We start from the raw sequence: 23,958 nt of genomic DNA on the forward strand, positions 1-23,958 counted from the left end.
AGTAAAGAAAAATTGTATTCTAAATTAGGGTAAATGATAGGTTTTACTAATATTAGTAATGCTTAAGTCACAGTATAAAGTTTGAGGTTGATAAAATGAACAAAATTGTAGAACACTCATTGATATGAGTCTTCCAGGTGTAACTCTTGTCATTTAAACAGGTGCATTGTGTAGTAAGACGGGTGTTTAAAATATAAGTATGTTGGCTTATGACTGTTTGTTTGGCTAATTTCCAAAATCCTCTAGAGAAATTTTCAACTTTAGTAGAACTGTTAACCTACAGAGCGCAAAGTCAGCCAGATCGAAAGGCTTATACTTTTCTGCGAGATGGTGAAACTGAAGAAGTCAGCTTGACTTACTCTAAACTAGACCAGCAAGCACGAGCGATCGCTACCCATCTTCAGTCTCTAAAGGCTTCTGGCGAACGCGTTCTGCTATTGTATCCACCAGGTCTAGATTTCATCGCTGCCTTCTTCGGCTGTCTGTATGCCAATGTTGTAGCGGTTCCAGTTTATCCACCCAAGCGCAACCAAAGTTTATCTAGATTGCAGGCGATCGCATCCGATGCTCAAACAAGAATAGCGCTGACTGTTAGCTCTACTCTCACCCAGATCCAAAGTCAATTTGCTCAAGAGCCAGAGTTTGCCAATATGCAATTGTCGGCTACTGATAGCATTGCTGTCGAGCGAGCATCAGATTGGCAAGAAGTGCAAATAGATAGAAATACCTTAGCTTTTCTCCAGTACACTTCTGGGTCTACGGGAACTCCCAAGGGTGTAATGGTAAGTCACGGCAATCTGCTACAGAATTCTAAGTATACGCAACAGATATGGGAGTATAACTCACAAAGTGTTATGGTAACGTGGTTGCCTGTTTTCCATGACATGGGGTTAATCTATGGGGTTCTCCAACCACTGTATCAAGGTTTTCCTTGCTACATGATGGCTCCTGTATCCTTTATTCAAAAACCGATACGATGGCTTCAGGCAATTTCACGTTACAAAGCTACTCATAGTGGCGCTCCCAACTTCGCCTACGAACTTTGTCTCCTCAAAACCACTCCCGAAGAACGCGCCAGCCTCGATTTAAGTAGCTGGCACATGACTTTAAATGGTGCCGAACCAGTCAGAGCACACACTCTCAAACAATTTACCCAAGTTTTTCAGTCTTGTGGTTTTGACTTAGCAACTTTCTGTCCGGGCTACGGTTTAGCAGAAGCAACTTTAGTAGTGGCTGGAGTGCAAAACCAAAAAGTCCCAAGTTTTTACACAGTTCAAGCAGAAGCATTGGCACAAAATCAGGTAAGAGAGAGTAACACTGAGAAGAAACTACAAACCCTTGTAGGATGTGGATATCCGGGAATTGATACCAAAGTAATTATTGTTCATCCCGAATCATTAAGCCAATGTGCATCAGATGAAATTGGAGAAATTTGGGTTTCTGGCTCTACCGTCGCCCAAGGATATTGGCAGCGTACCGAAGAAACTATGCAAACCTTTGGTGCTTATTTAGAAGACACCAAAGAAGGTCCGTTTATGAGGACAGGGGATTTGGGATTCTTGAAAGATGGCGAGTTATTCATTACTGGTCGCCTCAAAGACCTAATTATCATTCGAGGTAGCAATCATTATCCTCAAGATATTGAACATACCGTAGAACAAAGCCACCCTGCACTGCGATCTGGTTTTGGTGCAGCATTTGCTATTGAAGCAGATGGCGTTGAACGATTGGCGATCACATACGAAGTAGAACGAAGTTACTTACGCAAGCTCGATATTAATGAAGTCATTGGAGCTATCCGAAAGGCTGTGTTCGAACAGCATCAACTGCAAGTTTATGCCGTGTTGCTACTTAAAACTGCCACTATTCCAAAAACTTCTAGTGGAAAAATTCAGCGCCGTGCTTGTCGCAATGAGTTTCTCAATAGGAGTCTGGATATAGTTGGTGAATGGACTGCAGTAAATCCTCAGCAACTTGATTTAGAGCAGTTACAAATAGAAGTGGAATCTTTATGGGAGGATGTGCGAGATTCCTTACAGTACAATCTTGAAGAGAAAGTGCAAGCGATCGGTAAAAATAATACCGAACTAGATAGCCCAATCACAAAAGAAAGGATTCAAGATTGGCTGATTTCTCATCTCAGTCGGAACTTACAAATACAGCCGAATGATATAGATATTCAAGAATCCTTCGCTTACTACGGTATGGATTCAACATTGGCAACTAGTACTATTTATGAATTGATGAAGTTGCTAAAATCCGATTTGGAACCAACCCTTCCGTGGGAATACCCAAATATTGAGTCTCTTGCCCAGCATCTATCAGAACAATACAGTCAGCTGCAAACAGTTTCTTAATTTCACACTTAATATAAAGTAATAGGAAAATAATAACTTATGGCATTTTTAAAACAAAGATAAGGATAAGCAGTATGGATAGAGAGCCGATTGCAATTATCGGTATAGGGTGTCGTTTCCCCAAAGCTGAGGATAAGAAAGCCTTCTGGCAACTTCTGCAAGATGGGGTGGATGCCATTACTGAATTGCCTGCGGGGCGTTGGGATATAGAATCCTTTGATAACTTTGATGCAACAACGTCAGATAAGATAAATATCCGTTGGGGAGGCTTTTTGGAGAATCTGGATCGATTCGATCCCCAATTTTTCAAGATTTCTCCACGGGAAGCTATGAGTATGGACCCTCAGCATCGTCTTTTGCTAGAGGTGGCTTGGGAAGCCTTAGAAGATGCAGGTCAGCCGCTAGAGCGTTTAACTGGCACGAGAACAGGTGTATTTATAGGTATCAATGGCTTTGATTACTACACGCAACTGATAAAAAATCCCGTCAACCTTGACGCTTATACAGGATCGGGCAACATTAACTGTATGGCGGCAAACCGCATTTCCTACTTTTTTAATTTCATCGGTCCCAGTCTCGGTATTGATACAGCTTGTTCTTCTTCTCTGGTCGCAGTTCACCTTGCTTGTCAAAGTATCTGGAACGAAGAATCTACTCTTGCCTTAGCTGGAGGGGTGCAGATTATCTTATCACCTTGGATGACCCTTAGCTTTGCCAAAGCAGGTTTCTTGGCTGCTGATGGTCGTTGCAAAACCTTTGATAGTCGGGCTGATGGTTATGTCCGCAGTGAGGGTGCTGGTGTTGTAGTCTTAAAGCCTCTTTCTCAAGCTTTAACTGATAAAGATCCGATTTATGCCGTTATTAGAGGTAGTGCGGTTAACCAGGATGGTTACAGTAATGGGTTGACAGCCCCAAATCCTCGGGCGCAGGAAGCTCTTTTGAGAGAAGCTTATCGTCAGGCAGGAGTTTCCCCAGGTCAAGTACAATATATTGAAGCTCATGGTACCGGGACAAAGCTGGGAGACCCAATAGAGATGAAGGCTTTAGGAAAAGTACTAACTGAGAATCGTCCGACCGGACACTACTGTGCTGTAGGTTCGGTCAAAACTAATATTGGACACCTCGAGGTAGCTGCTGGGATTGCAGGGCTGATTAAAGTGGCGCTATCCCTTAAATATGGGCAGATTCCACCAAGCCTGCATTTCCAGCAACCCAATCCGTACATTCCTTTTGACAAGCTATTGCTACGCGTGCAAAAAACTCTAGAACCATTGCCACAGACAGAGAATACGGCAATTGCTGGTGTAAGTGCATTCAGCTTTGGCGGTACCAATGCTCATGTTGTTTTGGAAGAAGCTCCTTTACAAGCGAGTCAAAAAGTAAAAGACATCAAGCAAAAAGGACAAGGAATTGAACCCCCACTCCACCTACTGACGCTCTCTGCAAAACGCGAGCAGTCTGTGTCCGAGCAAAACAATTATGTTGAAGGAGAATTATGAATTTAACAGAGCTGCTAAAAAATCTTTCAGCAAAGAATGTGGAACTGTGGGTTGAAGGGGACAAGTTGCGTTACCGAGGACCAGAAAACGCACTCAGCCCGGAGTTATTGGCTTCAATGAAGCAATACAAATCAGAAATTCTCCAAATTCTATCCCACAGGAGCGATCGCACGGCAACTTATCCCCTCTCTCACGGTCAAAGGGCGCTGTGGTTCTTGTATCAATTAGCACCAAAAAGTTCGGCGTACAACATTACATATGCAGCCAAATTAGTCACAAATTTAGAGATTCCAGCCCTGAAGCAGGCAGCACAAGCACTAGTTGAAAGGCACCCAGTTTTGAGGACAACCTTTACAACCATTGACGGCGAACCCGTGCAAACAGTTCACAAAAACCAACCAGTTGACTTAGAAGTCGAAAATGCTTTTGCTCTGAGTCCTGAGGACATCAACAACTGGCTATTACAAACCAGTGCTCGCCCTTTCAACTTAGAAGTCGGGCCATTATTGCGCTTCAGAGTGTTAGTTAACCACACTCCAACAAAAGAATATATTCTCTTAATAACGCAACATCATATAATAACGGATTTCTGGTCTTCAGAAATCATGCTAGGTGAACTGAGAGTCTTGTATTCAGCAATTGCTCGAGATAGAGAGCCATTACTCCCAGTACAAAAGTGTGAGTATCGCGATTACGTCAACTGGTCAGAGCAAATGCTCAGTGGGTCATTAGGGGAGAGATTGTGGAATTACTGGCAGCAACAACTCTGTGGAGAGTTACCAGTGCTCAATTTGCCATCCGATCGACCCAGACCTCAGAGCCAAAGCCATAATGGATCTGACCGGTTTTTTACTATTGAAGAAAAACTGCGGCAATCGCTGACTCAATTGGCGAAAAGAGAGCGTGCGTCGCTGTACATGGTTTTATTAACAGCATTACAAATATTATTACGACGTTATTCTAATCAAGAAGATATATTAATTGGCTCGCCAACTATCAATCGCAGCCGTCCAGAGTTTGAAAAGATTCTGGGTTATTTTACTAACCCTGTGGTTTTGCGAGCTGACCTATCAGGAAATCCCACCTTTCAAGAGTTGCTAGGGCGATCGCGCTTATGTGTGTTAGATGCGCTAGAGCATCAAGAGTATCCGTTTCCCCTACTGGTGGAGCGACTGCAACCTGTGAGAGACCCAAGCATTTCACCACTGTATCAGGTAGCGTTTGCCTGGGATCGACCTCACCAAAGCGATCGAGAAGAGTCACCCATGGAAAGCGATGGGTTGGTTGTAGAATCAATCGTGACAGGAGCGAAAGGGGCGGCATTTGATTTAACGTTAAGCATTCTTCACGCGTCAGATGCTCTCAAAGGGACATGGAATTACAACACGGATTTGTTTGAGAGCAGCACAATTGAGCGGATGACTGGGCATTATGTGACACTGCTGGAATCGATTGTGGCAAATCCCACCCAGAGAATTGACCAATTGCCGTTGTTGACAGCATCAGAGCAACAGCAGTTATTAGTAGAATGGAATGACACTCAAGTAGACTATTCCTTGGATAAGTGTATCCATCAGTTGTTTGAAGAGCAGGTAGAGCGTACACCCAATGCAGTAGCGGTAGTGTATGAAAATCAACAACTGACTTATGAGCAGTTGAATAGTCGTGCTAACCAATTGGCGCATTACTTGCAGTCTTTGGGAGTGGGAGCTGATGTATTGGTGGGGATTTGTGTGGAGCGCTCGCTTGAGATGGTGGTGGGACTGTTGGGCATTCTCAAAGCGGGTGGAGCGTATGTGCCACTTGACCCTGAGTATCCCACCGAGCGTTTAAGCTTTATGCTGGAAGATGCTCGAGTTTCCGTGTTGCTTACCCAACAGCAATTAGTAGAGTCTCTTCCTCAACATCAGGCGCGTGTCGTCTGCTTAGACAGCGACTGGTTAGTAATTTGTGAGTCTAGTCAGGAGAGTCCGATCGCTGGTGTGCAAGCTAGTAACTTAGCTTATGCGATCTATACATCAGGATCTACGGGTCAACCCAAAGGGGTAATGGTTTCTCACAGTAACCTTTGCAACCATATGTTCTGGATGCAAGCAACATTCTCCCTAACCGAAAAAGACAAAGTCCTGCAAAAAACGCCCTTTGGTTTTGATGCCTCAGTTTGGGAATTCTACGCTCCGCTGTTAGTAGGTGGACAGTTGTTAATAGCTCAACCAGGAGGTCATACTGACAGTGCTTATCTGTTAAAGTTAATTACCCAACAGCAGGTAACGACTGTTCAACTTGTTCCATCGTTGCTGCAAATGCTTTTAGAACAAGAAGGAATCGAAACCTGTCACTCCCTCAGACAAGTTTTTTGTGGAGGTGAAGTCTTACCGATTACTCTGCAAGAAGGCTTGTTAAGTAAGCTAAATGTAAATTTGTACAATCTCTACGGACCGACGGAAGCTTGCATAGATGCAACTTTCTGGAATTGTTTGCAGCAGAGGTATGGGCAATTGGTTCCCATTGGTCGCCCGATCGCTAATACTCAGATCTACATACTCGATCGAGACTTGCAACCAGTACCTATTGGTGTACCAGGAGAACTGCACATTGGCGGTGCGGGATTGGCAAGAGGCTACCTCAACCGCCCGGAGTTAACAGAAGAAAAATTTATTCCCAACCCCTTTAATAATTCACTAGTTAAAAGTCACTCGTCAAAATTGTATAAGACGGGGGATTTGGCACGCTATAGGCCAGATGGTAATATAGAATACCTGGGACGTATCGATAATCAGGTGAAAATCCGGGGGTTCCGTATTGAATTGGGCGAAATCGAGGCAGTACTGAGTCAACACGAGGATGTGCAAGCGTGTTGTGCGATAAGCCGGGTACGGCTTGCGCCAAGGGCGATCGCACGCGTTGATACGCCTGGGGATCAGCGCCTAGTCGCCTACATCGTACCGCAGCCACAGGTAAGACCCACACTCAGTGTTCTACGTAGCTTCCTTAGCGAAAAGCTACCCCCTTACATGGTGCCAAATGCAATTGTTATCCTGGAAGCCCTACCACTCACCCCCAATGGCAAAGTAGACCGTCGCGCTTTACTCACACCAGATATGGGTGGCGAACTCCAAGAGCAATATGTCGCGCCACGCACCCCAATTGAAGAAATCCTGGTGCAAATTTGGACACAAGTGCTGAAAGTCGAGCTTATAGGTGTCCACGATCGCTTCTTTGAACTGGGAGGACACTCGCTACTCGCAACGCAATTAGTATCGCGCATTCGCAACATTTTCAAAGTCGAACTCCCCTTGCGGAGTGTATTTGCCACACCAACAGTAGCCGAATTGGCGCGCTTGATACAGCAACGACAGCAAGAAAACGTAGAACTCACTCACACTCCGGTATTGCCAAGGGCAGAGAATGCGGAACTCCCACTGTCATTTGCACAACAGCGGTTATGGTTTTTAGACCAGTTAGAGCCGCTGAGTGCTTTGTACAATATTCCTTTCACTTTGCGTCTAGTCGGAAATCTCAATGTTGTCGCCTTAGAACAAAGTTTGTGTGAAATTATTCAACGTCACGAAGGATTACGCACCAACTTCATGACGGTAAACGGACAAGCATCACAAGTCATTCACACTTCCCCGAATTGGACAGTATCAATTGTAGACTTGCAGCATTTATCCACAAGTGAAAAAGAAATCACTTCACAGCAATTAGCGCGACTTCAAGCGATTGAACCATTTGACTTAGCCACTGTTGCATTAATCAGAGCCACATTAGTCGTGCTGTCAGAAACAGAACACGTGTTAAATGTATGTATGCACCATATTGTTTCGGATGGCTGGTCAATAGGTGTGTTGGTCTCAGAACTAGCAGCGCTGTACAATGCTTATGCTCAAGAGCAACCGTCACCGTTAGTCCCACTACCGATTCAGTACGCAGATTTTGCCCTTTGGCAAAGACAATGGTTGCTTGGTGATGTCCTGCAAAGTCAATTGAGTTATTGGCTTCAACAATTAGCCAACGCACCGACATTCTTGCCATTACCCACAGACCGACCCAGAGGAGCGGTGCAAACTTTCAACGGGGCATATCAAAACTTTACACTTTCAGTGGAACTGACGAATAAACTGACACTCCTGAGTCAGGAGCAAGGAGTGACGCTGTTCATGACTTTATTGGCGTCATTCAAGACATTACTGTACCGCTATACGGGTGTAGCAGACATTTTGGTGGGGTTGCCCATCGCCAACCGCCATCACAGTGAAATAGAATCTTTAATTGGCTTTTTTGTCAACACATTAGTTTTGCGTACAGATCTCTCAGGAAATCCCAGCTTTAACGAATTACTGTTGCGGACTCGGGCAATGGCGTTGTCGGCATATGCACATCAAGATCTACCATTTGAAATGCTCGTGGAAGCATTGCAGCCAGAAAGAGACCTGAGTCATACACCATTGTTCCAAGTGATGTTTGTCCTTCAGAATGCGCCCATCTCACAAGTGGAGTTGAGTGGGTTAGAAGTGAGTTTATTGCCCATAGAAACCGCCACGTCCAAGTTCGATCTTACCTTAGGAATGGAAAATACTGCCACAGGACTCGTGGGAGAGTGGGAGTACAACACGGACTTGTTTGATAGCAGAACGATTGAGCGGATGACTGGGCATTTAGTGACACTGCTCGAAGCAATTGTGGCAAATCCGACTGAGCGAATTTCCCAATTACCGCTGCTGACACAACCCGAACAACAACAGCTATTAGTTGAATGGAACGACACTCAAGCGGATTATTCTCAGGATAAGTGCATCCATCAGTTGTTTGAGGAGCAGGTAGAGCGTACCCCGAATGCAGTCGCAGTTGTTTTTGAAGACCAACAACTCACTTATCAGCAGTTAAACTCTCGTGTCAACCAATTAGCCCATTACTTGCACTCATTGGGTGTGGAAGCAGATATGCTAGTGGGTATTTGTGTAGAGCGCTCACTTGAAATGGTGGTGGGACTTTTGGGAATTCTCAAAGCGGGCGGAGCTTATGTGCCACTTGACCCAGACTATCCTACTGACCGTTTGGCATATATGCTCAATGATTCACAAGTATCAGTCCTGTTGACTCAAGAGAAATGCCTCACTAGTTTACCGGAACATACTGCCCGTGTCATCTGCTTAGATCGAGACTGGAAAGACATATCTACTGAAAGTAAAGACAATCCTGTTACTGGTTCTACAACCGACAACTTAGCTTATGTCATCTACACCTCAGGATCTACGGGTCAACCAAAGGGTACTTTAGTCACCCACTCAAATGTAGTGCGTCTATTTGCAGCCACAGACTCTTGGTATCACTTCAATCAAGATGATGTGTGGACGTTGTTCCACTCTTACGCCTTCGATTTCTCTGTTTGGGAAATTTGGGGCGCTTTGCTGTATGGTGGACGACTAGTCGTCGTACCCTACCTAGTGACGCGATCGCCAGAATTGTTCTATAAGTTATTGTGTCAAGAGCAAGTCACAATTCTCAATCAAACACCTTCCGCCTTCCGCCAGTTGATTCAAGCAGAACAGTCAATAGCAAAGAAGAGCGATTTGAACTTACGTTTGGTAATTTTTGGTGGAGAAGCCTTAGAAATCAAGAGTTTGCAGCCTTGGTTTGAACGTCACGGCGACCAACTGCCTCAATTAGTAAATATGTACGGGATTACGGAAACTACCGTACACGTTACTTATCGTCCTTTAAGTAAAACTGATTTGAATGGTACTGCCAGTGCGATTGGTCGTCCTATTCCTGACTTACAGGTGTATCTGCTAAATGAACATTTACAGCCAGTACCAATTGGGGTTACTGGCGAGATGTACGTTGGTGGTGCTGGAGTGACCCGTGGCTATCTCAATCGTCCTGAACTGACAGCACAAAGATTTATTTCTAATCCCTTTGACAATTTAAAATTATTATATAAAACAGGTGATTTAGCACGTTATTTGCCCAATGGCGAATTAGAGTATTTAGGACGAATTGACAACCAAGTAAAAATTCGCGGTTTCCGCATTGAGTTGGGAGAAATTGAGGCATTACTGGCTTCTCACCCAGATATTTGGGAGAGTGTGGTGGTGCTACGTTCAGATGAAACGGGAGACAAACGTTTAGTAGCTTACGTGGTATCGAAGACAGAACAATTTCTTTCATCCGCAGAACTGCGGCGCTTCCTCATCAACAAACTGCCAAGCTACATGGTGCCAAGTGCTTTTGTACAGTTAGAAGCTCTACCACTGACAGCAAATGGTAAAGTAGACCATCGCGCTTTGCCTGAACCTGACACTGCAAGACCAGAATTAGAAAATATTTTTGTCGCACCTATCACTCCAGAAGAAAAAACATTAGCTTCTATCTGGGCTAACGTTCTCGGTGTTGAGCAGGTAGGTATTTATGATAACTTCTTTGCTTTAGGTGGAGATTCTATCCGTAGTATTCAAGTCTTGTCTGGTGCTAAAGAACGAGGTTTGAGTTTCTCTGTACAACAGCTATTTCAACATCAAACAATTCACGAGCTAATTCAAGCTCTGAAAACACAAGAGAATGGCACGACAACAATAAAATTAACTCAACCGTTCAGTCTCATTTCTGAAGCAGACAAACAGCAAGTACCTTCAGGTATAGAAGATGCATATCCCGTTGCTATGCTGCAAATGGGAATGCTTTACCACAGTGAGTACAGCCAAGACAGTGCAATCTATCACGATATTTTTAGTTACCACCTCAAAACCTCTCTTAATGTTCAACTTTTACAGGTTGCTATTCAAAATTTAGTCAATCATCACCCTGTATTGCGGACTTCCTTTGACCTTATTAATTTCAGCATTCCGTTGCAACTGGTTCATCAGCAAGTTGAGATTCCCTTGCAGGTGGAAGATTGGTGTCATTTGAATTCTTCAGAGCAAGAAGATGCCTTAAATGTTTGGTTTGAAGCTGAAAAGAAACAGTATTTTGATTGGACTCATGCTCCTTTATTACGCTTTTTTGTTCATCGTCGCACAGAGGAGACATTTAATCTGACTGTGAGCTTCCACCATGCTATTTTGGATGGATGGAGCGTTGCTTCGATGATGAGTGAGTTGCTGAAGCGTTACTTGTCGCTATGTCACGAAGGAGCCGAATATGTATCGTCACAATTCAGTATTGTCTTCCGAGATTTCGTAGCTTTGGAACAACAAGCGATCGCCTCATTAAAAACTCAGCAATACTGGAGTGAAAAGTTAAATGACAGCACTTTCACCAAATTGCCTCGCTGGTCTTCTGCACCGAAAAATACCAATTTTCGAGAAATTAGTGTGCAAGAAGTAACTTTATCTCCTGAAATTTTTGCAGGCTTAAAACAACTGGCTCAGACAGCAGAAGTTCCTCTTAAGAATGTGCTGTTAGCTGCCCATTTACGAGTGTTAAATTTCCTGAGTGGTCAACAAGATGTAGTAACGGGTGTAGTCGCTAACGGACGACCCGAACAAAATGATGGTGAACGAGTCCTGGGACTATTCCTCAACACATTGCCATTTCGCCTGCAATTGTCTGGAGGCACTTGGATAGATTTAGTGCGAGCCGTGTTTGCAGCGGAAAGAGAAATGTTGCCACACCGTCGCTATCCTCTAGCGGAAATTCAGAAGAGTTTGGGTGGTAAATCTTTGTTTGAGACGGCGTTTAATTTCACCCATTTCCATGTCTATGAACAGGTAATGGGACTTGATAATTTGCAGCTGCTCGGTGGAAAGTTTTTCGATCAAACAAACTTTACTTTTCTTGCTCAATTCAGCGTCAGTCCGAAATCGTCTGAGATAGCGCTGAATTTGGAATACGATCTTTGTGAGTTATGCGCCGAACAAATCAACAGGATTAGTCATTATTACCACTCAGTTCTTTTGGCAATGGCGAACGCGCCACAAGAGTGTTATGAATTGCACTCTCCTATTTCATTAGAAGAGCGTCATCAACTTCTACTAGAGTGGAACCAAACAGCAGTAGACTATCCACAAGATAAATGTCTCCATCAGCTGTTTGAGGAACAAGTAGAGCGTACCCCAGACGCAGTGGCAGTGGAGTTCGGCAATCAACAACTGACCTACTACCAATTGAACTGTCGTGCCAACCAATTAGCGCATTACTTGCGTTCAGCGAAGCTGTCGCGTAGCGATTCGCTTGGAGTGGGAGCCGATGTGTTGGTGGGTATTTGTGTGGAACGTTCTTTGTCCATGGTGATAGGACTGTTAGGAATTCTCAAGGCAGGTGGGGCTTACGTACCACTAGACCCAGAGTATCCTAATCAACGCCTGAGTTTCATGGTTGAAGATGCTCGAGTTCAAGTACTGCTAACCCAACATTCACTATCTACGAAATTTCCTCAGTATCAAGGGAGACTTATATGTTTGGATACTGAGGCTGAGTTAGTTTCTCAGTTCAGTCAAGACAATGTTTTCTCTGGCGTGCAAGCGAATCATTTGGGTTACGTGATTTACACCAGTGGTTCTACAGGACAACCGAAAGGTGTAGCCATGAGTCAGCGTGCTCTTTGCAATTTAATCTTTTGGCATATAGAAAACCTGAAAGTTTCTTGTGGAGCAAAAACGCTGCAATTTTCTCCTATCAGCTTTGATGCCTCCTTTCATGAAATGTTCTCTAGTTGGCATTCTGGCGGTACATTAGTCTTAATTCCGGAAGAATTGCGCCGAGATGCAGTGGCTTTGTTAGGCTTGATGGAAGACAAAGCGATTGAGAGATTGTTTATTCCCTTCGTTGGCTTACAGCAACTTGCGGAAGTTGCTGTAGGCAATGGATTATTTACGACTCATTTGCGGGAAATTATTACTGCAGGCGAACAGTTGCAAATAACTCCCGCCATTTCTTATTGGTTAAGCAAACTCACTCATAATTGTACTTTGCACAATCATTACGGCCCATCGGAGAGTCATGTCGTCACCACTTTTACTTTGACTAATTCAGTCGAGACTTGGCCGCTACTACCTCCGATTGGTCGTCCGATTGCAAACACGCAAATTTATATCTTAGACGAATATCTACAACCAGTGCCTGTAGGTGTACCAGGAGAATTATACATTGGTGGTGTTGCTTTGGCGCGGGGCTACCTTAACAGACCAGAGTTAACACAACAAAGATTTATCCCCAATCCCTTTAGCACCGATCCGAACTCCCGTCTGTATAAAACTGGGGATTTAGCGCGTTATTTACCAGATGGAAACATTGAATTCTTAGGGCGCATTGACAATCAGGTGAAAATCCGGGGATTCCGCATTGAATTGGGAGAAGTTGAAGCAGTATTGAGCCAGCATCAGGATGTGGAGGGATGTTGTGTCATCGCACGCGAAGACACTCCTGGGGATAAACGCCTAGTCGCCTACTTGGTAGCACATCAGAACTGTACACTCACAAGCAGTCAACTTCGGCAATTCCTGAAAGCAAAGCTGCCAGAGTATATGGTACCTAATGCTTTTACGATATTGGAGTCCTTGCCACTCACTCCTAGCGACAAGGTAGATCGACGCGCTTTACCCATACCGGATTTACAAAGCGATCGCCAAGAAAAATATATTGCGCCACGTACCCCCGTAGAAGAAATGCTGGCACTCCTTTGGGCGCAAGTGCTGAAAGTAGAGCTGGTCGGTATCCAAGATAACTTTTTTACCTTGGGAGGACAATCGCTACTGGCAACGCAACTGGTTTCCCGCATCCGCAACATTTTTAAGGTAGAACTCCCATTGCGTGAGTTGTTTGTCAGATCTACAGTGAGCGAATTAGCACCCCTGATTGAGCAGTTACAGCAACAGGACTCAACTTCTGCACCGCCGATCTTACCAAGAGCCAAAAATTCCAACTTACCACTGTCTTATGCTCAACAGCGTCTGTGGTTTTTAGACCAGTTGGAGCCAAACAGTTCCTCATACAACATACCCATCGCTTTGCGTTTGGTAGGAAATCTCAATCGAGCTGCCTTAGAACAAAGCTTACAAAAAATTATCGCTCGCCACGAAACGTTACGTACCAATTTCGTCACAATTGATGGCACAGCTTCACAAATCATTCAAACACAAACGAATTGGACACTCTGTGTTCTTGATTGGCAAAATATGCCAAAGAGCGAACAAGAAATAGCCACAAAGAAATTAGTGCAACAACAAGCTATTCAACCGTTTGACCTGGCAAAAGGAATATTATTCAGAACGACATTAGTCGTGCTCAGTAATACAGAACACATACTATTAGCGTGCATGCACCATGTTGTCTCTGATGCTTGGTCAATGGGTGTGTTTGTTGAGGAACTGGCAGAATTGTACAATGCCGATCGTGAAGGTAAGCCCTCACCGTTATTACCACTACCGATACAGTACGCAGATTTCGCCCTTTGGCAAAGACAATGGTTGCAAGGTAATGTCCTGCAAAACCAATTGAGTTATTGGCAACAGCAACTGGCTGATGCACCGACATTCTTGCCATTACCCACGGACAGATCCAGAGGCGCAGTGCAAACATTCAACGGAGCTTATCTTGAGTTTGCACTTTCAGCAGAACTCACCTCTGGACTCACCAAACTCAGTCAGGAGAAGGGATGTACTCTCTTTATGACCCTGCTGGCTGCATTCAAGACGTTATTATATCGGTACACCGGACAATCAGATATTTTGGTAGGGTCACCCATCGCCAACCGCCATCGCAGTGAAATAGAATCTTTAATTGGCTTTTTTGTCAACACCTTAGTTTTGCGTACAGATCTTTCGGGAAATCCCAGTTTTGAAGAATTACTGTTGCAGACTCGCTCAATGGCGCTGTCAGCATACGCACATCAAGATCTACCGTTTGAAATGCTCGTTGAAGCATTGCAGCCAGAAAGAAACCTGAGTCATACACCATTGTTTCAGGTGATGTTTGTCCTTCAGAATACGCCCATTTCACAAGTGGAGTTGAGTGGGTTAGAGGTGAGTTTATTGCCCATAGAAACCGCCACAGCGAAATTCGATCTGACCTTGTCAATGGAAAATACTGCCACAGGACTTGTGGGCGGGTGGGAGTACAACAGTGATTTATTTGAGAGCAGTACGATTGAGCGGATGACTCAACACTATGTGACTTTACTTGAGGCGATTGTCGCAAATCCCGCTCACAAAATAGACCAATTGCCGTTGCTGACAGCATCCGAGCAACAGCAGTTATTCGTAGAATGGAATGAGACATATGCAGAATATCCCCACGATAAGTGCATCCACCAGTTGTTTGAGGAGCAGGTGGCGCGTACCCCGGATGCAGTCGCAGTTGTGTATGAACATCAACAATTGACCTATGGTGAATTGAACTGTCGTGCAAACCAATTGGCGCATCACTTGCAGTCTTTAGGAGTGAGAGCAGATGTGCGGGTAGGCATTTGTGTAGAGCGCTCGCTCTTCATGGTGGTAGGACTGTTGGGAATTCTCAAGGCGGGTGGTGCGTATGTACCCCTTGACCCGACTTATCCGACGCCACGATTAAGTTATATGTTGGCGAATGCGGGTGTTGAGGTGTTGTTAACGCAACAGCCCCTCGTATCCGGTTTACCCCAGCATGGGGCTGTTGTGTGTTTGGATACCGACTGGCATGAAATCGCCCAGCACGGCGAGCAAAACCCTATCGCCAACACGACACCTGACAACTTGGCGTACATCATCTACACTTCCGGCTCGACAGGTCAGCCAAAAGGTGCGGGTGTCTACCATCGTGGTTTTGTCAACTTGGTGAATTGGTTGATGAATGATTTCCAATTGACCTCAAAAGACAGCACGGCGCTGATTTCATCTCTGAGTTTTGACCTAACTCAAAAGAATATCTTTGCCCCTTTGGCGATCGGTGGCAAATTACATCTACTCCCTGACGGATTCGATCCCTTTGTTATTCTTAATGTGATATTCCAGCAGCGAGTCAGTTGGGTCAATTGTACACCGAGTACGTTCTACGCCATCTTGACATCGAGCCATGAAAGTTTTGCTCTCACCCAATCCCTGCGATATGTATTTCTGGGTGGTGAAGCGATTTCAATAGCGAGTTTGTTCAGTTGGCTCAACAGTGAGTCTTGTGGTGCCAAAATCGTCAACAGCTATGGACCGACAGAATGTACGGATGTGTGCGCGGCTTATCTCGTCCAGCGAGTGCATGAATTTTGCCACAAACCCGTACCCATAGGAAAACCTCTTCCTAATGTCAAGCTGCACATACTTGATGACAATTTGCAACCAGTCCCAGTAGGAGTCACGGGAGAGTTATGTATAACAGGAGTCGGAGTGGGGATGGGGTATGTGAATGACTCGGAGCGAACGGCGGAAAAATTTATCCCCAACCCATTCGGTGAAAGCAAATTAGAACGGCTCTATAAAACAGGCGACCTGGCAAGGTACTTAAGGGATGGAAATATAGAATACATGGGGCGGCGGGATAACCAAGTGAAGATACGCGGCTTCCGCATCGAACTTGGAGAAGTAGAAACAGTCCTCAACGCTCACCCGCAAGTACAACAAGCTGCGGTCATTGCTAGAGAAGATGTTCTTGGAGATAAACGCTTAGTCGCATATTTAGTTCCAACTGATAAATCACTCACTACCCAGCAACTCCGAGAATTCCTCAAGCAGAAGCTACCAGAATACATGGTGCCAAATGCGATGGTGATTCTGGAGTCCTTACCGCTAACTCCCAGTGGCAAAGTAGACCGTCGTGCTTTACCCACACCAGATATGGGTGGCGAACTCCAAGAGCAATATGTCGCGCCACGCACCCCGATAGAAGAAATCCTGGTGCAAATTTGGATACAAGTGCTGAAAGTCGAGCGTATAGGTGTGCGCGATCGCTTCTTTACCTTAGGAGGACACTCGCTACTCGCAACGCAACTGGTTTCGCGCATCCGCAACACTTTCAAAGTTGAACTCCCCTTGCGGAGTGTATTTGCCACACCAACAGTCGCCGAACTGGCGCTCTTGATACAGCAGTTGCAGCAAGAAAACGTAGAATTCACTTACGCTCCTATATTACCAAGGGCAGAGAATGCAGAACTACCCCTATCATATGCACAACAGCGTTTGTGGTTTTTAGACCAGTTAGAGCCACTGAGTCCTTTGTACAATATTCCTTTCACTTTGCGTCTAGTCGGAAATCTCAATGTTGTCGCTTTAGAACAAAGTTTTGTGGAAATTATTCATCGCCACGAAGCATTACGCACCAACTTCATCACGGTCGATGGCAAAGCAACTCAGATCGTTCACAATGTACTGAATTGGACAGTATCAATTGTAGATTTACAGCATTTATCCGCCACTGAAAAAGAAATCACTTTACAGCAATTAGTTCGACATCAAGCGATTGAACCATTTGATCTGTCAAGAGCCGCCCTACTGAGAGCCACATTAGTCGTGCTATCGGAAACAGAACACGCGTTATTAGCGTGCATACATCATACTGTCTCGGATGGCTGGTCAATAGATGTGTTGGTCTCAGAACTCGCAGCATTATACAATGCTTATTGTGAAGGTAAGCCGTCACCTTTAGCACCAATGTCAATTCAGTATGCAGATTTTGCAATCTGGCAAAGACAATGGTTGCAAGGGGATGTCCTACAAAGCCAATTGAGTTATTGGCTTCAACAATTAGCCAATGCACCGACATTCTTGCCATTACCCACAGACAGACCTAGAAGCGCGGTGCAAACCTTCAACGGGGCTTATCTTGAGTTTGCACTTTCAGCAGAACTTACTAGTAAACTCACCAAACTCAGTCAGGAGAAGGGATGTACTCTCTTTATGGCCCTGTTGGCTGCGTTCAAGACATTACTTTACCGCTACACGAGACAGTCTGATATTTTGGTAGGGTCACCCATTGCCAATCGCCATCATAGTGAAATAGAAGGGTTAATAGGCTTTTTTGTCAATACATTAGTTTTGCGTACAGATCTTTCGGGAAATCCCAGTTTTGAAGAATTACTGTTGCAGACTCGCTCGATGGCTCTGTCAGCATACGCACATCAAGATCTCCCATTTGAAATGCTCGTTGAAGCATTGCAGCTAGAAAGAGACTTGAGTCATACACCACTGTTCCAAGTGATGTTTGTCCTTCAGAATACACCTATTTCAGAAGTAGAGTTGAGTGGGTTAGAAGTAAGTTTATTGCCCGTAGAAATCGCGACAGCAAAATTTGACCTGACCTTATCAATGGAAAATATTGCCACAGAATTTGTGGGTGGGTGGGAGTACAACAGTGACTTGTTTGATAGGAGCACAATTGAGCGGATGACGGGTCATTTTGTGACACTGCTTGAAGCAATTGTCGCAGATCCCCAACAAAAAATTGACCAATTGCCATTGCTGACAGCAACCGAGCAACACCAGTTATTAGTAGAATGGAATGATACAGGGGTAGACTATCCTCACGATCGATGCATCCATCAGTTATTTGAAGAACAGGTGGCGCGTACCCCAGATGCGATTGCGCTAAGCGCACGCTTCGCGAACGCAGTTGTGTTTGAAGACCAACAACTGACATATAGTGAATTGAACTGTCGTGCAAACCAATTGGCGCACTACTTGCGGTCTTTAGGTGTGGGAGCGGATGTACTAGTTGGTCTGTGCGTGGAACGCTCGGTAGACATGATTGTGGGACTGTTGGGAATTCTCAAAGCGGGTGGTGCTTACGTGCCACTTGACCCGGAATATCCCCAAGAACGTCTGTCATTCATGCTAGAGGACACTCAAGTTTCGTTACTAGTGACCCAACAGCGACTCGTGGATCGACTACCCAAACATCAAGCAAAGCAAGTCCTGTTAGATCGAATCACAAAAGAAATCGTCCAAAACAACCAAAATAACCTGATTAATGAGGTAAAAGCTTTTCATCTAGCGAATGTAATTTACACGAGCGGCTCCACAGGTAAACCCAAAGGGGTCATGGTTGAGCATCAGGGATTGTGCAACCTAGCTCAAGCACAGATTCAGACTTTTGACTTGCATTCTGATAGTCGCGTGCTACAGTTTGCTTCCCTGAGTTTTGATGCTTGTATATGGGAAGTCTTGATGGCTTTTGGTTCAGGAGCAACACTTTACCTGGGAGCAAAAGAGTCTTTGATGCCTGGGATGCCCTTAATTCAGAGATTACGGGCCGATCGCATTACTCATATTACCCTACCACCATCGGCACTGGGAGTTCTACCACTGGAAAAACTTCCAGCACTGCAAACACTGATTATTGCTGGAGAAGCTTGTGCTGTTGAACTGATGCAGCAATGGTCTGCTGTTACCAACTTTTTCAACGCCTATGGACCGACGGAAGGCAGTGTCTGTACCACAATTGCAAAATGCACACCTTTCGATCAAAAAATCTCTATTGGGCGACCAATTGCCAACACACTCCTCTACATCTTAGACGAATCCTTGCAACCAGTACCTGTGGGTGTACCAGGAGAGTTGCACATTGGCGGTGTGGGATTGGCAAGAGGTTACCTCAACCGCCTCGACTTAACACAAGAGAAATTCATCCCCAACCCCTTTAGAAGAAGCAGGGGAGCAGGGGAGCAGGGGCGCAGGGGAGTCAAGGAAGACCAATCCTGTTCTGAACGCCTTTACAAAACAGGTGACTTAGTCCGCTTCTTAAGCGATGGCAACATCGAATACTTGGGTCGGATTGACAATCAAGTAAAAATTCGGGGATTCCGCATTGAGGTGGGCGAAATCGAAGCTGTACTGAGCCAACACGAGCACGTGCAATCAACCGTGGTCATCGCTCGTGAAGATACTCCCTCAAATAAACGCCTCGTGGCCTACATCGTACCGTATCCACAAGCAACACCAACGAGTAACGAAATACGGCAATTCCTGAAAACCAAGCTCCCAGAGTACATGGTACCCAGTGCCATTGTGCTTTTGGAGTCCCTACCACTAACCCCTAACGGCAAGGTAGACCGTCGCGCCTTACCAGCACCAGAGTCGCGTGCAGGAATAGAAGTGACTTTAGTCGCACCCCGTACCCCAATTGAAGAAAGACTTGCATCCATTTGGGCGCAAGTACTGAGAGTCGAGCCAGTGGGGATTCACGATAACTTCTTTGAACTCGGAGGCGATTCCATCCTCAGCATTCAAATTATCGCCAAAGCAAAACAAGCGGGAATAGAATTGACTCTCAAACAACTGTTTGCCAATCAAACTATCGCTCAATTAGCGACAGTCGCAGATACAACAACATCTCTTTCCATCGCACAAGGATTGGTCACGGGAACATTCCCATTAACACCTATTCAACAGTGGTTTTTTGATCAGCAATTTCCACAATTGCACCACTTTAATCAATCATTTCTACTCACAGTTCCATCTGACATTAATAGAGAAATATTAGAGCAAGTTTGGCAGGAATTACTCAAACATCACGATGCTTTGCGCTTGCGATTTACGCAAACACAGTCGAATTGGCAAGCCATTCATGCAGAACCAAGCTCGCGCCAGATCGTATCCTGTTTCGACTTAAGGACATTAACACACAGCGAGCAAACAACTGCTATTGAAAATACCGCTAATGCCTTACAAGCAAGTTTGAATTTATCAGACAATCTGGTATGTGTGGCACTGTTCCAACTAGGAAATAACAAACAAGCGCGATTACTGATTATAATTCATCACTTAGTCGTAGACGGAGTCTCCTGGCGGATTTTATTAGAAGATTTGCAAACAGGATACGCGCAACTGAGCGCAGGTCATGCCATTCAACTGTCAAACAAAACTACCGCCTTCAAAGATTGGGCGCAACGACTGAGAGAATACGCTGTGAGCGATCGCCTCACATCAGAACTGAGTTATTGGTTGAGTGCGTCAGACTCGGAGTTTGTGAGTATCCCCTTAGACCATATTAATGGAGAAAACACGGTAGCGTCTGCCGAGACAATATCGGTGTCATTAAACTCAAACGAAACTCAGTCGTTGTTGCAAGAAGTGCCGAAAGCTTATAAAACCCAGATTAACGATGTCTTGTTAACAGCATTAGCGCTGGTTGTCAGCAGATGGACTGACTCGAAGTCGGTGTTGTTTAACTTAGAAGGACATGGGCGGGAAGATCTGTTCGAGGGTGTGGATTTATCACGCACTGTGGGTTGGTTGACAGCGATGTTTCCAGTGGTTTTAAAACTTTCAGCAATAGAATTAGACAATCTTGGTCTGGTGTTAAAATCAGTCAAGGAACAATTACGAGCCATTCCCAACAAAGGCATTGGATATGGCTTATTGCGCTATTTGAATCAAGATGCCGAAATAAATGCCCAACTCGCCACCATTCCGACTCCAGAGATTAGTTTCAATTATCTCGGTCAATTTACGCAAGTTCTGAAAACCGGGTCTTTGATATCGCCAGCAAGCGAGTCGAGCGGACAATTCCAAAGTTTACAAGCTCAGCGTACAAATCTGCTAGATATTAATGCCGTCATTGCAGACGAACAGCTACAAATCAATTGGACATATAGCAGCAATATCCACAACCATACAACCATTGAAAAACTCGCCTCTGAATTTGTTGGCACTTTGCAAGATATTATTGCTCATTGTTTAGAACCGGAAAATACTGGTTTTACCCCCTCAGATTTCCCCTTAATCAAGCTCAACCAGTCGGAACTGGATCTGGTGTTAGCAAGAGTTGCACTGACATCGGAATTGGGTCAAAAGAACTGGCAAAATCTGGAAGATATCTATCCCCTATCGCCGATGCAAGCGGGGATGCTGTTTGAAAGTTTGTATGCGCCGGATTCCGGAGTTTATTTTGAGCAGATAACTTGCACCTTCATGGGATTGAATGTTCAAGCTTTTGAGCAAGCTTGGCAAATGGTGGTGGCGAGACATTCCATCTTCCGCACGGCTTTTGAGTGGGAGTCTTTGAGTACCCCCGTGCAAGTGGTGTATCGACAAGTTCAAGTAACTATCAACACCCTTGACTGGCGCAAGTTAACAAAAGTTGAGCAGCAAGCGCAATTAGAAACTTTTCTTTCTTCTGAGCGACAACAGGGACTGCAACTCTCCCAAGCACCATTGATGCGCTTACACCTGCTACATTTAGATGAGAATACTTATCAATTTGTTTGGTGTCATCATCATATACTACTGGATGGCTGGTCGTTACCGTTGGTTTTTCAAGATTTATTCAAGTACTATCAAGCACTTACTGATGGTGTAAGTTTAGCGTTACAGCCAACAAGAAGCTATCGCAACTACATTGCTTGGTTACAGCAGCAAGATTTAGATGCTGCCAAAGAATTTTGGCGACAAAAACTTCAAGGTTTTAGTGCTCCCACGCCGCTCACTGTCGATAAACCATTGTCAAACCAAGAGCACTCTGGTTACAGCGAACAACAAATTTACTTCACCTCAAATGTAACAGCACAAGCGGTAGATTTTGTCAAGCAGCATCAATTGACAATGAACAATCTGGTGCAGGTCGCCTGGGGATTGCTGTTGTCGCGCTACAGTTCCCAAACTGATGTGGTGTTTGGTGCGACGGTGTCCGGTCGTCCCCCCGGACTGTTCGGTGTCGAGTCGATGGTGGGGTTATTTATCAATACAGTGCCCGTTCGTTTGCAAATTGCCGAGACGGATTTATTGAGTTTGTTAAAAGAGTTACAAGCGCAACAGGTAGAATCAACACAATTTTCCTATTGCTCGTTGGTGGAAATTCAGGGATTGAGTGATGTGCCGAGGGGTATGTCATTGTTTGAGAGCATTGTCGTGTTTGAAAATTATCCAGTGGATACTGATGTTCTACAAGATAATAGCGATTTGACGGTTGAGAATTATTGCGGAATTGAACAAACAAATTATCCCCTGACGGTTGTCGTTATTCCAGGCGAGCAATTGTGCTTGAAGCTAAGCTACGATACATCTCGATTTGAGCAAGGAACGATTAACAGGATGTTGGGGCATTTTGTGACACTACTTGAGGCAATTGTGGCTAATCCCCAACAGAAAATTAACCAATTACCTTTGTTGACAGCGCCCGAGCAACAGCAGTTATTAGTGGAGTGGAATGAGACTTCTGTAGACTATCCCCAAGATAGGTGCATCCATCAGTTATTTGAAGAGCAGGTAGCGCTGACACCCAATGCTGTCGCGGTGGTGTGTGAAGACCAACAACTGACTTACCACCAGTTGAACTGTCGTGCTAACCAGTTGGCACACTACTTGCAATCTTTGGGAGTGGGAGAGGATGTACTGGTAGGCATTTGTGTAGAGCGCTCTATTGAGATGATTGTCGGACTGTTGGGTATTCTCAAAGCGGGTGGTGCTTATGTACCGCTCGACCCAGAATATCCCAGCGAGCGGTTAAACTTCATCTTAGAAGATGCGGGAGTTTCTGTACTGCTCACCCAACAGCACCTAGTGGAGAAATTCCCATCACTTCCAGCACAAGTTGTGTGTTTGGACAACTGGTCGTTGATAAGTCAGTCTCAATACAATCCCATCACTCTTGTACGCGCAACTCACTTGGCGTATGCGATTTACACGAGCGGTTCTACGGGAACACCCAAAGGAGTCGCGATCGCTCATGAAGGATTGTTAAATTTAGTGTTTTGGCATCAGCGAACTTTTGAAATTACCTCCTCCGACAAAGCCACCCAACTGGCGGGAACAGGATTTGACGCGGCTGTATGGGAAATTTGGCCTTACCTCACTGTAGGAGCCAGCATCTACTTAGTTAAATCCGAACTCGTGACTTCGCCAGTTCATCTGCAAGACTGGTTGATAGCGCACAAGATTACTATCAGTTTTGTACCCACACCAGTTGCACAGGAGTTATTGTCTTTGGAATGGAACGCTCAAATAGCATTGCGTTACCTACTGACAGGCGGCGATCGGCTTCAACGGTATCCATCAGCGTTACTTCCCTTCCAAGTTGTGAATAATTACGGGCCTACAGAGAACACCGTAGTCACAACTTCTGGGGTGGTTGCTCAACAGCTGTCCCAGATCTTACCGAGTATTGGACGAGCGATCGCCAACACACAACTTTACATTTTAGACCCACATTTGCAACCAGTACCGATTGGTGTGCCAGGAGAATTGCACATTGCAGGTGTTGGGTTG

The 23,958-nt window shown here is 45.0% G+C and carries 3 protein-coding genes; all 3 read left to right on the forward strand.

The annotated features are described in order from the left end of the window. Positions 1-209: 209 nt before the first annotated feature. Positions 210-2,357, forward strand: coding sequence for an AMP-binding protein (locus WA1_RS15495; RefSeq protein WP_017742670.1), 2,148 nt, complete (start codon positions 210-212; stop codon positions 2,355-2,357). Positions 2,358-2,431: 74 nt separating this feature from the next. Then, positions 2,432-3,856 (forward strand): type I polyketide synthase, encoded by a 1,425-nt coding sequence (locus tag WA1_RS15500; RefSeq protein ID WP_017742671.1) that lies wholly within the window; start codon positions 2,432-2,434, stop codon positions 3,854-3,856. Next, a partial coding sequence (locus WA1_RS15505; protein ID WP_201789097.1) for a non-ribosomal peptide synthase/polyketide synthase occupies positions 3,853-23,958 on the forward strand: 20,106 nt, incomplete at its 3' end. The genes WA1_RS15500 and WA1_RS15505, both read left to right, overlap by 4 nt.

This window comes from Scytonema hofmannii PCC 7110, from assembly GCF_000346485.2.
Taxonomy (GTDB): domain Bacteria; phylum Cyanobacteriota; class Cyanobacteriia; order Cyanobacteriales; family Nostocaceae; genus Scytonema; species Scytonema hofmannii.

Bases quoted from the DNA above. Each gene is read 5' to 3' on its own strand.
- WA1_RS15500 (WP_017742671.1), top strand. From the start codon at position 2,432: ATGGATAGAGAGCCGATTGCAATTATCGGTATAGGGTGTCGTTTCCCC.
- WA1_RS15495 (WP_017742670.1), top strand. From the start codon at position 210: ATGACTGTTTGTTTGGCTAATTTCCAAAATCCTCTAGAGAAATTTTCA.